The organism is Rodentibacter sp., assembly GCF_057314195.1.
On the sequence record NZ_DBHLAM010000011.1, the window covers coordinates 1 to 14254 of the forward strand.

Genomic DNA, 14254 nt, shown 5'->3' on the forward strand with positions numbered 1-14254 from the left:
CATTCGTTGGCATAGTTATCAAGATACTTATTGCTGATTTTATGATGTGTGCCAATAATCATACGTTTAAAACGACTGAAATAGCTTTCTGCAAGATTGTTAGTGATACCTTCATCACTGCGATACTCTTTTTGATGGTTTACACGGCGTAAATCATAGCGAACCATCAATTCGTCATAAGCTGAGTTTTCGTCCGCATGAATACGACTGCCAGCCTTAATATAGCTTGTTGCCAGTTTATTCACGACTTGGCTATTTTCCGATAAAATCGGGAAAGTTAAGGTTTTCTTTGCGCCTACTAAATACGGATTTTCTGCGGTTTCTTCTTCGCTATAACGGCTTCGCATAACCAAAACTGACCGCTTGTGAGGATTAGTATTTTCCTTCAGTCGTCTATCCACACGTTCACTTTTCTTATTTTTAGAGCGTGGGGCAGAATGAACATAAGTGCCATCGATATGAATTTCGCCCGATAATGGGAAAAGCTGCTTTTGAATTTGTAGGCTTTCACGGATTTTGTGGGCGAGTGTAAAGGCTGTTTTGTACTGTACATTCAAATCACGAGAAAGTTGGCAAGCAGACAAGCCTTTAACAGCATTAACGAATAAGGCAATGGCATAAAGATAGGTCTGAATAGATAACTTACGGTCGGCAAAAATTGTGCCTGATGTGACACTAAAGGTATGATGACAATGTTTACACCGCCATTGATTACGACTGGCAATGTGATAAGCAATATGTTGAACGCCGCACTTCGGACACACCACATTTTCCTCACTCCCCCAACGAATTTGGCATAGCAATGCCCGAGCTTCGTCATCAGATAGACGAGCTATCTTGAGTGGCGAAAGCGTGCGGGCTTTGCTGGAAAGGAGGAAGTGTTGAGCCATTTAATGTTTAAACCCTATGGATTGCATTTGTTGCGTTATACATAAAGATGTATAATAATTCTATTTACGGTACTAAATATACACATTTAAAAACAAAAATCAATATAAAGATACACAAATGAATACAAGTGAAAGACTTAAACGTGTTATGGAAGCAAAAGGATTCAATTTAAAAACCTTTGCTGAACAGGCTGATATACCTTATAGAACCCTACAAAATTACATTTTAAGTGGGCGTGAACCAAGTGCAGAAGCCTTGATGAAATTGCATACCCGATTAGGTATCAATCTAAATTGGCTAGTAAGTGGGAATGGTGAAATGCTTACCGATAAAACCGATACATTGGACTTAACACAATTAGAAAAAGAATTATTGGCGAGCTTCCAATCTTGTGATAGTTCAACCCAACGTAAAATTAACCTTGCGATTTTTGCAATCGCTCAAGATAAAGAATAAATCCAACGTGCTACAATAAAGATAAGACCAAGCTGCTAAAGGGTGCTTACGCCCAAACCGTCGTGTGGTCGTGAAAGCACAAGGTACTGAACTTAACGCTGGTACAAGCGGAAAAGTCGCAGGTCCAATCGGTCCAGCTCCACTTTACGATGCGAACTATCCCTATAGTCCGCATATTACATGCAATCCAAATCCTGCATTGCTAGAACAGAATTTGCAGTAATCTGCAAACCGACTTCTTAGCCTAACGGTTTTGAAGATCTTGTTCATATACCTCTGTTCAAAGCAACCTCTTATGAGGTTGCTTTTTTTGTTATAGATGACTAGTTTACATACAAACCATCATTGACGACTAAAAGATTTAAGGTTAAATTCTATCCCGAGGGTTAACGAGTGTAATTATTGTCTAATCTTCGTAATCGTATACCATGATAAAAAGTGGTTATTGTAAAGTATAGGTGTTGTATGAAAATTACTCGATTTTTCTGTTCCAAGTTACATGGCTTCTTAGATATAGATATCACATTTAATAGTGATCTTAATTTCATTACTGGTATTAATGGCGTTGGAAAAACGGCAGTATTGAAAACTATAAAGGCTATAACTTCTCCAATTCCTGACTTTCATTATTTATCTAACCTTGAGTTTAGTAATATTATTGTTTATTTAGAAAAAGATAAAAACAAATATAAAATAGAGTGTAAGTTAGATAATTCTATCAAAAAATTAAATATCAAGAATATAACAAAAGAGATTAATAATAACCCTGATCTTGTTGACGAGAAAATATGGATTAACATACCTAACAGTGATTCATTTGAAGAGACAGAATATAAATTCAAAAGAAGTGAGTTTTATAAAATAATTCCAAAAGAGTTCTCTTGTTTATTTCTAGACTTAAAAAGAAATATGATCGAAAACAAACTTGGGCAAGATTTTAATGAATTCCAAGATAATTTTTTAATAAGAACATATTTTTCTAGTAAAGTAGAGCTATCTCATAATGAAATAAAAAATGCCATTGAGAATAAAATTAAGATACTACATAACGAGGTTGATAATCTTCAAAGAAATCTATATTCTGATATTCTACAAATTTGTTTTGAATTTATGACTGTAAATGACCATTTACAAATTTCAGATAATGAAAATGATATCAACGAATTAATAAAAAGCAAGTCTGATGTAATTAGAACGATAGAAAATATCGAGAAAAAATTTAATATAAAGAATATTAAAGAAAAAATTAATGATTTTTTTAATAAATTATCAGAAATAAACATAAGCAAAAAAGAAGAAGAAAGAAGACTTCTTCTAATACTAAACAGTAGGCAGCTTGAAATTACCAAGAAAATTATAAAAAAGATAGAAGGATACAATAAAGGTGTTGAGGGCGTTAAGAAACCAATCACACATTTTATAGATACAATAAATAATTTTCTTAAATATACAGGAAAAAGTATAAATGTAACTTCAACAGGAAAAATTTTTGCAACGCATAAGGATTCTAAAAGAAAACTTAATATAAATGAACTTTCTTCAGGTGAGCAACAAGTAATTACTATTGTATCCCATATTATATTTAGAGAACAAAATAATTCTTTAATATTAATTGATGAACCAGAGCTATCTTTACATATTCATTGGCAAGATATGTTAAGAAATTTCTTTGAAAACTTTAAAGAAAATAGAACTGTTCAACTAATATTAGCAACCCATTCTCCAGAGTTAATTGATAATCTAGAGGATAAGTGCATTCCTTTAAGTTGTAGAACAAAAGATGATAACAAACGAGTTGCCTAAAAGACGAAATGTTAAATGTGTCAGAGAAAATTTTTATCAAGATATAAATGATGTCTTACATTTATATATAGAAGATACTGCAGAAGGATATGATAAAATATATCATTTAATATTTAGTAAGCTCTTCTCTGAAAAATTTTCAAACATAAAGATTGAACCTATAGGTTCAAGAGAATTAGTTCTTGATAAACACAAGAGTCTTCTTCAAAATAATGAGGCGCCTTATAGTCCAAGCTTATGTATTATCGATGGAGATTTATATTTGTTAACTAAAGATGAAGTGTGTCAGAAAGGACTTTATATTTTACCTATGTATTGTATAGAGAATTTATTATTAAGAACAGATGAAGAGAATATAATAGAATTCCTGAATACTAACTCATCAAAAATAGAAGATTTTTCTTCTAAACTAAAAATAAATGAATTTCATTTGATGATTTCGTCATTACTTGTTCCTTTATATGAAAGTTTTGCGATCGCATTTTCGTTAAATGAGTTAAAGGAAATTGAAGGTCCTTCCCCACCATTAATATCGAATTCTTTAGATAGAATAAAAAATAAAGAATTATGTAAAGAAGGTATATATTATAAGTTATCAGAAAATAAGGTTAATGAATTATGTAATGAAATAGATGATCTATATAAATATTGCCCTTCGTATAGTATAATAAAATCGTCAATCTCAAATAAAATCTGTAAAGATAGTGATAAATTAAGATTTATTTCTGGTAAAGATCATTTATTTCCATTACTCCTTGAGAAATTAAAGTATATTGGTAATTGTTCTATAGATAAATTAAAATTTCTAAGATATCTGGCTCAAAAATGTGATGTAAAGCAAATATCTTCTTGTGAAAGATTTATATTAATGGAGAGATAAATTGGATAAAATGTATTCTATATTTATTGATTCAAATAAGAAGTATGAAATTCTTAAAAATGAATTATTAAAAATTGGTTGTTGCAACTATTTAATTTCAAATGGTAAAAAATACAATGCTCCTGAGAAATTATTTTTTTACAACTCTAACATAAAAGAAAGAAGGGATGTGTTTGATGAAATTAATGAAATACTCATTGAACATGAAATAGATGCTAAAGTAGTTATAATGCAGACCGAGGGGCGTCTCTGGTATGGTCTAGAATTATCTAAAGATGCATAATAAACTTAGTCACGAATCAATTATTCGCCAGTGCTTTCCTTAAATGGGAAAGATAGATAAACTGTAAAAATTTGCGTAACTTGCCATATTATGAGGTGAATGTCGCAATATGTTTATCTAGGCGTTTGATCACAAGTTTTCTTGTGTTAGTACCGGTATTCGAGGCTAAAACGCTTTGAGCCAATCTAAACTTTCAGATGGGCGATTTTTTATGTCTAGCGTTTAGCAAACTCGAATACCTTGTACTACACAAGGAAATTCATAATGGCTCAACATCACCTATTGGCAAGTAAATCAAAAAATATCGCACTCAAAGACATTTTCCGTTTAACCGAAAGCGAAGCCTTTCATCTCCTCAAAGCAAAACGCTGGGGTAATCCCGATAACATTCGCGATGTTTGTTGTCCGTATTGCGGCATTCGCCACCACGCCTATTTTCTCGAATCTCGCAAACGCTGGTGCTGCAAGCACTGCCAACGTCATTTTTACATTACCACCAACACCATTTTCTCTTTTCACAAGCTCCCGTTGGTCGATATTCTTGCCGCTACTTTACTGATGGTAAATAGCTCAAAAGGCATTAGTGCGATTGATATTAGTCGCCACCTCAACATCAATTACAAAACGGCTTTCGTACTTTGCCACAAGTTGCGTGAAGCCCTGTTCAAAACGCGCGATTTACGCCCAATGCAAGGCGAAATTCACGAAGATGGAGCTTGGATTAACTTCACGCTACGCAAGCCAAACTACCGTAAAAACAACCATAAACAACGCCAACAAGCAGATGAAAAAGAACGGAAATTTCCCAAATTTAGACCGACTAAACGCTGCATTATCAGCCTTAACCAACGTTCTGCCAATGATGAACAAATGTGGGGTTCAAACCGTACTATTGTGGCAATGGATTACACCGAAAATACCGATACAGTTTTTGCATTGAACCAACGTTTCGTAAAAGCAGGTAGCGATATTATGTGTGACGAAAACCCTGCCTACAACAATCTTAATTTTCATTACAACCGTTGGTCGGTGAATCATCAAGAGGCTTATAGTGCAAAAGGTGTAAACAACAATCTAGCAGAGTCTTTCAACGCCAGAATGCGAGATTTAATGCGTGGCACACACCATAAAACCGATAATAAATATGCCTTACATTACGCCAATCAAGCGGCATTTATGTCAGACAATCGTAGAAAATCCAACGGTGAATTATTTTCTGATGTACTTCAACGCTGTTTATGGGTATTACCGCTCAAAGAATGGGTCGGTTACTGGCAAGGGAATCACCGTCAAGGTGAGTTAATCGGAATGAAAGCCTTTGCCCCCGAAGAAATTTCACAAAACTACTTCAAGCGATTAGAAGAACAAATGAAATATGATGAAATACTGTTAGCTGCGTAGATTGCAATAGCCTTACCGATATTTCATCAAATTTAAATAGAAAGGGATAATTAGCTTACCGAAATCAAGGTCGAGCGGATTTCTCACGCCTAAATCAGCGGAAAATGAAGAATTTGCGTGAAAAATTACGTAGAATTTCAGGAAAAATAAATACCTTTCACAAGATTACCTCGGAAAGGCATTTAATTTGGAATGCGGTTTTAGTCAATTTTCGGGCTTTGTGCAACTGCTACATAATACCGAGAACTCCGCAAAAATTGACCGCACTTTTACGTTTGAGCGACTCGTAGTATCACAGTTTCTAGTTTGGCAGCGCCATTAGCGGCTCCAATGCGGTGCTCTTGGCGATGTCCGACGGAAGTAGCGGGAGCTAAAAAAATAGAGCAAGAATTCTTGCTCTATTTTTTGTTGGCTTATTTCTTCTGCCAAATAAATTCAATGGCACATTCGGCATCACCTAGCGTTTGGTCAATTTCCCGCGGTAAGCCTTCACGATAATAATCGTGCACTTGAATAATACTTTCGATATTAACTTGGTCGGAAAAGTGTCGGGCAAGATCCAGTACGTTTACGGAAGCCGGCATTAAAGAATGATTTTTGTGAATGGTGAAACTATGTTTGTGGTCGGTATTTTTTACTGAAGGCCAAATGCCTTGCTCGTATAGATCTTCGTCCGGAATTGTGACGATTAAGAAACCGTTCGGCTTTAACACACGTAACCAGTTTTGCAACCCGATAACAGGGTCATATAAATGTTCTAAACAGTGGGAGGAATAAACAAAATCAAAAGTACAATCAGGAACGGTTTCAAGATATTGTCCGTCACCGTCCTCAAGATCCCAAGTTCTTACACTTAGCATTTTAGGAAAAATGCCTAAGAACTGGGCTAGAGAATCAGGACCACCGCCAATATCGATTCCGTTTCCGACAAAGTATCTATTGATAAAATTAATATTTTTAATCCGACGTTGAACAATCGATTTGTGTGTTTCTCTCATAAGTTACTCCTTAAGTAATAGTTAGCCGAAACGCGGGCGATTCTAGCATGTATATATTTTTATGTCATTTGGGTTTTGGCAGATTCAATAAAACCTGTTCTATATCAATAAAACCCTAAATTTTATATGCCTATATGCCTAATAAAAAGCGTATGATTCCCTTGGAATGTTAATTCCGTTTTAAGTTGGCGTATCTAAAATAAGGACATTAATTATGGCAATTAAAAAAGTGATTACTGTATGTCCGTATTGCGCTTCAGGTTGTAAAATCCATCTTTTGGTGGAGAACAACAAAATTGTGGGAGCTGAAGGTGCAAACGGCAAAACCAACGAAGGGGAGTTGTGCCTAAAAGGATATTACGGCTGGGATTTTGTGCATGACACAAAAATCCTGACTCCTCGCTTGACTCAACCGATGATCCGCTACAAACGTGGTGAACCATTCACACCGGTAAGCTGGGAAGAGGCAATTTCTTACACCGCTAACCGTCTCAGAAAAATCAAAGAAAAATACGGCAACGAATCTATCATGGTAACGGGCTCTTCCCGTGGACCGGGCAACGAAGTGAATTTCGTGATGCAAAAATTCGCCCGTGCGGTATTAGGCAATAACAACGTTGACTGTTGTGCGCGCGTATGACACGGCCCTTCTGTAACAGGTCTGCTCAAATCGGTCGGTAACGGCGCAATGTCTAACTCAATCGTTGAGATTGAAGATACCAAATGCGTATTTATTTTTGGCTATAATGCCTCTACTTCACACCCGATTGTGGCGCGTCGAATTAATCACGCTAAACAAAAAGGGGCGAAAATCATTGTTTGTGACCCGCGTAAAATCGAAACTGCCCGTATTGCAGACATTTATGCTCCGCTTGCTAACGGCAGTAACGTGGCATTCTTGAATGCCATGATGAATGTGATTTTAGAAGAAGGGTTGCAAGATCAAAAATTTATCGATGAACATACTGAAAATTTCGATATGTTCTATGAAACCGTTAAATCCTACACACCGGAATCCACTCAACATATCACCGGTATCGAGCCGAAAATGTTGCGTGAAATCGCTCGCACTTATGCCAAAGCGGAAACAGCCACCATCTTGTGGGGGATGGGCGTATGTCAGTTCCGTCAAGGGGTAGAAACCGTGCGTGCCTTGGCAAGTTTGGCAATGTTGACGGGTAACTTAGGTAAACCGAATGTGGGTGTAAACCCTGTGCGCGGCCAAAACAACGTACAAGGCGCTTGCGATATGGGCGCATTGTTTAATGTCTTACCAGGCTACCAAAGCTTTGCCGATCCGGAAATTAATGCAAAATTTGCAAAAGCTTGGGGCGTGCCGTCCATTCCAACTAAACCGGGCGTGCCGCTCAGCGAGGTGCCGGAAGCCATCATGGAAGATAAAATCAAGGCGTTCTACATCATGGGCGAAGATACATTGCAAACAGAGCCTGATATCAATGCCGTGAAAAAGGCCTTTGAGAAAGTGGAATTTCTGATTGTGCAAGATATTTTCATGACCCAAACCGCCGCGGAAGCGGACGTGTTATTGCCGGCAACTTCTTGTGCCGAACACGAGGGCGTGTATAGCGCTGCCGACCGTGGTTTCCAACGCTTCTATAAAGCCGTTGAACCGACCGGTAACGTGAAAGACGACTGGGAAATTATCAGTCTCATCGCGCAAGCCATGGGCTACCCGATGCACTATAACAACACCCAAGAAATCTGGGATGAGCTTCGTTCGCTTTGCCCGATTTATAAAGGTGCGACCTACGAAAAAATGGAAGGCTTAGGTTATATCCAATGGCCTTGTACCGATGAAGGGCCGGAAGATCAAGGCACATCTTATTTGTATAAAGGACAAATCTTTGACCGTCCGAACGGCAAAGCCGAGTTCTTTGCCTGCGACTGGGAACCGCCAATGGAAGTCGTTTCCGAAGAATTTCCACTCGTGCTTTCCACCGTGCGCGAAGTGGGTCACTATTCCTGCCGTTCAATGACCGGTAACTGCCGAGCGCTTGCTGCGCTTGCCGATGAGCCGGGATTTGTGCAAATGAACGACCAAGATGCCAAAGCCCTTGGTATCAAAAATAACGACTTGGTATGGATTGCTTCATCTCGCGGTAAAGTGATTTCTCGCGCAGATGTTAGCACCCGCACCAACAAAGGCGCTTGTTATATGACCTACCAATGGTGGATCGGAAAATGTAACGAACTCACTGCCGAACATTTGAACCCGGGTTCTCGTACGCCGGAATACAAATACAGTGCAGTGCGGATCGAAAAAATCGACGACCAAGCTTGGGGGGAGCGGTATGTGATCAGCGAATACGCGAAACTCAAAAAACGCTTAAGAGAGACCGCATTGGCAGCTTAAACAATACATGAAAGGAGAACGCAAGTTCTCCTTTTTTAAAGGATGGAATTTTAGTTAAAGACCGAGTTAGGCTTCATGCTCGGTCTTTTTGTTTTTTATGAACGGCGCGGTTTGCAGGTTTCGACAAGGCTTGAAATTAGGGGCTCCAATGCGGTGCTATTTGAGCATCTCACCGATTGCAAGGCGAATGCGGTGGATTGGAAGGCGCTTTCGCCTCATCCCAGTGTTGCCAAAATAATTTGTTCTTGATCGATGTGTACCCAAACCTGCTGACCGACTTGCCAATCGTTTGGTCGGCTGACGGTGGCGCAAAATTCAATGTCAGTGTCACCGAATTGCAGAATCGCTTCTTCGTCATTGACAGATTTAATCGTCACCGCAAACTGATTGGCTTGGTTTTCTAACGGTTGTTTGGTGATTTTTACCCAAGGCGCTTTAAACATCAGCATCACTTCTTTTTCGGTCATCAGTTTCAAGCGGGCAGAACTTTTGGTGGTGATCGAAACGTGCAACGGTTCCGGCAAATTCGTCACATTTACATCCACTACGCAACGGGAATCAATAATGCGTTGGCGAACCACTTTACCGAAGAATTGATTACGTGCGCTACTTTGCAAGGAAAAACGCGCGGTGGCACTGAGCAAACTATCGAGCGGTACCGATTCGTCCTGCAGAATTTGAAATGCGTGATCTTGTGTTTTTTCCAGTAAATCATAAAGCTGAAGTAAGCGCTCGGCGTAAGTAGTAAGTGCAGTGCCGCCCCCGTTTTTGCCGCCGATATTGCGTTCCAGCAAAGGACGTGGACTGATTTTGTGCATCGCTTCTAAGTGATCCCAAGCGCTTTTATAGCTGACTTTAGCGTTTTTCGCCGCCTGATTAATGGAACCGCATTGTTGAATTTCTTTGAGTAAACGTACGCGTTTAGGGTCAATAAAAAGCGTTTGTTGTAATTTGATTGTGAGTAAAATTTCGGTATTTTTCATTTCATCCCCTTATGAATATTAGCGTTATATATTTTATGCCAAAATCGTATTTTTTCGATATGCTTATTTTTTATTTCAATATATAATTAAGTAAATAACGTTAAATCATAGAGGAGATGATGAATGAAAAAATTAACCAAAATTTCAACCGCACTTTTAATCGCCGGATTAGGTTTTTCGATTGGTGCATCGGCGAAAGTCACCGTCTTTGCAGCAGCATCTATGACCGATGCGTTGCAACAAGTGGCAGCCGATTACGCCAAGCAAAATCCGAAAAACGAAGTGGTATTTTCTTTCGCTTCTTCTTCAACTTTGGCAAAACAAGTGGAAGAGGGCGCACCGGCGGATATTTTCGTGTCAGCCAGTAATAAATGGATGAAATACCTTTCCGAAAAAGACTTAATTGTCAAAGAAACAGAGAAAGTGTTGGTGGGAAATGATTTAGTGTTAATTGCGCCGGCGAAAAGCGCGATGAATTCCGTGGATATCGCAAAAGGCGAATGGGTTGCGGCATTAAAAGACAGTTACTTGTCCGTAGGCGATCCGGCGCATGTACCGGCCGGTCAATATGCCGAAGAAGCATTAACCAAATTAAATTTATGGGACAAAGTGAAAGATCGTTTAGCCCGTGCGAAAGACGTGCGTGGCGCGTTGGCACTAGTTGAACGTGCGGAATCCCCTTACGGCATCGTGTACAGCACTGATGCAAAAGTTTCGCCTAATGTGAAAACTGTGGGCGTTTTCCCGGCCGACAGCCACAAACCGGTTGTTTATCCGGTCGCGATCTTAAAAGATCATGACAACGCCGATTCTCGCGATTTCTTAACATATTTAGAATCCGACGTAGCGAAAAAAGTGCTTGTGAGTTATGGTTTTTCCGTGAAATAATTCAGATTGATTTTTTCAATGAAAGGGCAGGTTTCTGCCCTTTTTATTATGCCAAGGAACATAATTTGCTTACTCAATTCCTCTCTTATTTTAATCTCAGCAGCATGGAAATTGACGCGATTCGTTTAAGTTTAAGCGTTGCCGTTAGTTCGATGTTGTGGAGTTTACCATTGGCGATCTTAGTTGCCTGGTTGCTGGCGCGTAAAAATTTTTACGGAAAATCGCTAATTACCGGCATTATTCATCTGCCGTTGGTGTTGCCGCCTGTCGTTATCGGTTATTTGCTGTTGGTAGCGATGGGGCGTAACGGCTTTATCGGTAAATATTTATATCATTGGTTCGGGCTTTCCTTCGGTTTTAGTTGGAAAGGCGCAGTACTGGCCTCCGCCGTGGTGGCTTTTCCATTAGTGGTACGCGCAATTCGACTTTCTTTGGAAAGCATCGATATTAAATTAGAACATGCCGCGCAAACATTAGGTGCGTCAGCTTGGCGCGTGTTTTTCACGATAACTTTGCCACTTTCGTTACCCGGCGTATTAGCCGGCTTAGTGTTGGGATTTGCCCGTTCGCTCGGCGAATTCGGCGCTACTATCACTTTTGTTTCCAATATTGCCGGCGAAACCCAAACGATACCGCTCGCAATGTATTCCTTTATTCAAACGCCGGGAGCAGAAGAACAAACCGCGCGTTTGTGTTTGTTTGCGATCATCCTTTCGTTGATTTCTTTGCTGTTATCGGAATGGTTAAGCAAACGTATGCAGAAAAAATTAGGACAACCTAATGTTGCAAATTAATGTAAAAAAACAACTTGGCCAACTTGCGTTGCAGGCCGATTTACAGATTCCCGAGCAAGGCGTTACCGCGATTTTCGGCTTATCCGGTTCAGGTAAAACCTCATTGATTAATCTGGTGAGCGGTTTAACTGCGCCGGACGAGGGATTTATCCGCTTAAATACACGCACTTTGGTGGATACAGAAACGCAACAAAATGTGCCGGTGCATCAACGCAAAATCGGTTATGTGTTTCAAGACGCGCGTTTGTTTCCGCATTATACGGTGAAAGGTAATTTGCGTTACGGTGCGAATAATGTCTCACAGACGGATTTTGACTATATCGTCGAATTACTCGGAATCGGTCATTTATTGAAACGTTATCCGCTCACGCTTTCTGGCGGTGAAAAACAACGGGTTGCCATCGGACGCGCGCTGTTGACGGATCCCGATATTTTGCTGATGGACGAACCGCTTTCAGCGCTTGATGTTCCGCGTAAACGCGAATTGATGGGCTATTTGGAACGCCTTTCCAAAGAAATCAATATTCCGATTTTATATGTCACGCATAGCTTAGATGAATTGTTGCGCTTGGCCGATCGCGTGGTGTTAATGGAAAACGGTAAAGTAAAAGCTTATGACAGCGTAGAAAAAATTTGGAACAGCCCGATTTTTGCGCCTTGGAAAGGTGAAAGTGAACAAAGTAGCGTGCTGGAATTACCGCTCTATTTACATAATCCGGCTTACGCAATGAGCGCCCTTTCTCTCGGCCATCAAGCTCTTTGGCTTAATCAAGTGCAAGCGGAAGCGGGCGAACGCGTACGCGTCTGTATTTACAGTTCGGATGTCTCCGTTACCTTGGTTAAGCCGCAGCAAACCAGTATTCGCAATATTTTGCGTGGGCAAATCGTACAAATTGAACGGCAAGAACGACGTATCGATATTGCGGTGTTAGTGGAAGGGCATAAAATCTGGGCAAGCGTCAGTAGATGGGCGCAAAATGAATTACGTTTTGCCGTAGGGCAAGAGGTTTACTTGCAAATTAAAGCAATTTCAGTCGTTTAATTCCCTTAATGAAATGATCGGCGGCAAAAAACGATTTTCCTTTGAGAGTTTGGGTGAGACTTTTGTTGTCGTATCGAATTAGTTTATCGGGAAGTTTTTATAAGTGCGCATATCGCCATTCTTACGATCTCTCAAAACAGCACCGCATTGAATACTCAAAACAGCACCGCATCGGATACAAATAGCACAGGCGTTGTCACGATGTTTAAGAACCGTTTAAATTGAATGTGTTCTTATTTGCGCAATGCGGAGCGCCGATAGAAAAAAGTCCGCGTAGTGCGGACTTTTTTATGCGAGCTTATTTGTCTGACTTGCCTAGATTGTCAAAGAATTTTTTCACTCCGTCTAGAAAACCGGAGGATTTAGGACTGTGTTTACTCAAGCCTTTTCCTTGCAAGCTTTCTTCCAGTTTTTCCAATAATTCTTTTTGTTCTTTGCTTAAATTCACCGGTGTTTCGACCACAATGCGACAAATTAAATCGCCGGCGTAGCCGTTGCGGGCGGAGGTTACGCCTTTGCCGCGCATCCGGAATAATTTGCCGGTTTGCGTTTCCGCCGGAATTTTGAGTTTTACTCTACCGTCTAACGTCGGCACTTCAATCTCACCACCTAGCGCGGCAGTCGTGAAGCTAATCGGCACTTCACAATAAAGATTATTGCCGTCACGTTCAAAAATATGGTGATCTTTCACGTGAATTATCACATATAAATCGCCGGCCGGTGCGCCTTGTTCGCCCGCCGCACCTTTACCGGCCAAGCGAAGTTGGTTGCCACTGTCCACGCCGGCCGGAATTTTAACGGAAAGATTTTCTTTTTTATGCACGCGGCCTTCGCCGTGACAGCTGCGGCACGGTTTTTCGATTTTTTTGCCGGAGCCTTGGCAAGTCGGGCAAGCGACTTCGGTGACAAAGAAACCTTGTTGACGACGAATGCGTCCGGCACCGTGACAGGTCGGACAGATTTCCACTTTCGAACCTTTCTCTGCACCGCTTCCGTCACAGCTGTCGCAATGTGCGAGGGTATTGATTTGAATATCTTTGGTAACGCCTTTTACCGCTTCTTCGAGAGTGATTTCTAAGTCGTAACGTAAGTCTTCACCGCGTACGACACGTTGACGAGTGCGTCCGCCGCCAAAAATGTCACCAAAAATATCGCCAAACATATCGCCGAAATCGGTACCGCCGAATCCACCGCCAAAACCACCTTGTTCAAAGGCGGCGTGACCGTATTGATCGTAAGCCGCACGTTTTTCTTTATCACTAAGGATTTCGTAGGCTTCTTGAATTTCTTTGAATTTAGATTCCTTTTCCTTATCGCCTTGCGTGCGATCGGGGTGATATTTCATCGCGAGTTTTTTGTAGGCGCGTTTAATTTCTTTTTCGTCCGCGCCTTTTGAGATGCCGAGTAGTTCGTAGTAGTCTTGTTTTGCCATAATGTTTCAATTTTCCGTTTAAAATATCA

Annotated in this window: 13 protein-coding genes and 1 pseudogene; 10 read left to right on the top strand and 4 right to left on the bottom strand. The window is 40.1% G+C overall.

The features are described 5' to 3' along the window. The coding region (locus ACO59Y_RS01155) for an IS1595 family transposase (RefSeq protein ID WP_486129907.1) at positions 1 to 890 on the bottom strand (890 nt) is incomplete at its 3' end. Between the two features lie 118 nt (positions 891 to 1008). Between ACO59Y_RS01155 and ACO59Y_RS01160 the strand changes: the two genes are divergently transcribed. The 6 genes and pseudogenes from ACO59Y_RS01160 to ACO59Y_RS01185 all read left to right on the top strand — a co-directional run bounded on the left by ACO59Y_RS01160 (position 1009) and on the right by ACO59Y_RS01185 (position 5714). After that, the gene (locus ACO59Y_RS01160; protein ID WP_486129909.1) at positions 1009 to 1347 is read left to right on the top strand and encodes a helix-turn-helix domain-containing protein; all 339 of its coding nucleotides are present in this window, start codon (positions 1009 to 1011) and stop codon (positions 1345 to 1347) included. 28 nt (positions 1348 to 1375) lie between these two features. Continuing rightward, positions 1376 to 1570: pseudogene (locus tag ACO59Y_RS01165) on the top strand (OmpA family protein); the annotation flags it as partial. 242 nt (positions 1571 to 1812) lie between these two features. Continuing rightward, positions 1813 to 3150, top strand: a complete 1338-nt coding sequence (locus tag ACO59Y_RS01170; RefSeq protein WP_486129911.1) for an AAA family ATPase — start codon at positions 1813 to 1815, stop codon at positions 3148 to 3150. Beyond that, the gene (locus ACO59Y_RS01175) at positions 3128 to 4030 is read left to right on the top strand and encodes a DUF4435 domain-containing protein (RefSeq protein ID WP_486129912.1); all 903 of its coding nucleotides are present in this window, start codon (positions 3128 to 3130) and stop codon (positions 4028 to 4030) included. Before ACO59Y_RS01170 ends, ACO59Y_RS01175 begins: the two co-directional genes overlap by 23 nt. 1 nt (position 4031) lies before the next feature. Beyond that, positions 4032 to 4313, top strand: coding sequence for a hypothetical protein (locus ACO59Y_RS01180; protein WP_486129914.1), 282 nt, complete (start codon positions 4032 to 4034; stop codon positions 4311 to 4313). A gap of 264 nt (positions 4314 to 4577) precedes the next feature. Continuing rightward, positions 4578 to 5714 (top strand): IS1595 family transposase, encoded by a 1137-nt coding sequence (locus tag ACO59Y_RS01185; RefSeq protein WP_486129916.1) that lies wholly within the window; start codon positions 4578 to 4580, stop codon positions 5712 to 5714. A 413-nt stretch (positions 5715 to 6127) separates the two neighbouring features. On the opposite strand, the gene ACO59Y_RS01190 is transcribed toward ACO59Y_RS01185, so the two are convergent. Continuing rightward, on the bottom strand, positions 6128 to 6712 hold the full coding sequence (locus tag ACO59Y_RS01190) for a methyltransferase domain-containing protein (RefSeq protein ID WP_486129918.1): 585 nt from the start codon (positions 6710 to 6712) through the stop codon (positions 6128 to 6130). Between the two features lie 214 nt (positions 6713 to 6926). On the opposite strand from ACO59Y_RS01190, the gene fdhF reads away from it, so the two are divergent. Further along, positions 6927 to 9086, top strand: a complete 2160-nt coding sequence (gene fdhF / locus ACO59Y_RS01195; protein ID WP_486129930.1) for a formate dehydrogenase subunit alpha — start codon at positions 6927 to 6929, stop codon at positions 9084 to 9086. 215 nt (positions 9087 to 9301) lie between these two features. On the opposite strand, the gene ACO59Y_RS01200 is transcribed toward fdhF, so the two are convergent. After that, positions 9302 to 10069: a TOBE domain-containing protein gene (locus ACO59Y_RS01200; RefSeq protein ID WP_486129920.1), complete on the bottom strand. Its 768-nt coding sequence runs from the start codon at positions 10067 to 10069 to the stop codon at positions 9302 to 9304. A 123-nt stretch (positions 10070 to 10192) separates the two neighbouring features. Between ACO59Y_RS01200 and modA the strand changes: the two genes are divergently transcribed. The 3 genes from modA (at position 10193) to modC (ending at position 12793) form a co-directional block, all read left to right on the top strand. Continuing rightward, on the top strand, positions 10193 to 10957 hold the full coding sequence (gene modA / locus ACO59Y_RS01205) for a molybdate ABC transporter substrate-binding protein (RefSeq protein WP_486129922.1): 765 nt from the start codon (positions 10193 to 10195) through the stop codon (positions 10955 to 10957). Positions 10958 to 11022: 65 nt separating this feature from the next. After that, the gene (modB, locus tag ACO59Y_RS01210) at positions 11023 to 11751 is read left to right on the top strand and encodes a molybdate ABC transporter permease subunit (RefSeq protein WP_486129924.1); all 729 of its coding nucleotides are present in this window, start codon (positions 11023 to 11025) and stop codon (positions 11749 to 11751) included. Then, the gene (gene modC / locus ACO59Y_RS01215; RefSeq protein ID WP_486129926.1) at positions 11738 to 12793 is read left to right on the top strand and encodes a molybdenum ABC transporter ATP-binding protein ModC; all 1056 of its coding nucleotides are present in this window, start codon (positions 11738 to 11740) and stop codon (positions 12791 to 12793) included. The genes modB and modC overlap by 14 nt, the downstream gene beginning before the upstream one ends. A gap of 298 nt (positions 12794 to 13091) precedes the next feature. Here modC and dnaJ read toward each other — a convergent pair whose 3' ends face one another. Further along, positions 13092 to 14225 carry a molecular chaperone DnaJ gene (dnaJ, locus tag ACO59Y_RS01220; RefSeq protein WP_486129928.1) on the bottom strand — a complete coding sequence of 378 codons (1134 nt, stop codon included), beginning with the start codon at positions 14223 to 14225 and terminating at the stop codon, positions 13092 to 13094. Positions 14226 to 14254 lie beyond the last annotated feature (29 nt).

Coding starts and splice junctions, on each gene's coding strand:
- ACO59Y_RS01160 (WP_486129909.1), top strand. CDS start 1,009: ATGAATACAAGTGAAAGACTTAAACGTGTTATGGAAGCAAAAGGATTC.
- ACO59Y_RS01190 (WP_486129918.1), bottom strand. CDS start 6,712: ATGAGAGAAACACACAAATCGATTGTTCAACGTCGGATTAAAAATATT.
- ACO59Y_RS01200 (WP_486129920.1), bottom strand. CDS start 10,069: ATGAAAAATACCGAAATTTTACTCACAATCAAATTACAACAAACGCTT.
- ACO59Y_RS01185 (WP_486129916.1), top strand. CDS start 4,578: ATGGCTCAACATCACCTATTGGCAAGTAAATCAAAAAATATCGCACTC.
- modC (WP_486129926.1), top strand. CDS start 11,738: ATGTTGCAAATTAATGTAAAAAAACAACTTGGCCAACTTGCGTTGCAG.
- ACO59Y_RS01170 (WP_486129911.1), top strand. CDS start 1,813: ATGAAAATTACTCGATTTTTCTGTTCCAAGTTACATGGCTTCTTAGAT.
- modA (WP_486129922.1), top strand. CDS start 10,193: ATGAAAAAATTAACCAAAATTTCAACCGCACTTTTAATCGCCGGATTA.
- ACO59Y_RS01175 (WP_486129912.1), top strand. CDS start 3,128: ATGATAACAAACGAGTTGCCTAAAAGACGAAATGTTAAATGTGTCAGA.
- dnaJ (WP_486129928.1), bottom strand. CDS start 14,225: ATGGCAAAACAAGACTACTACGAACTACTCGGCATCTCAAAAGGCGCG.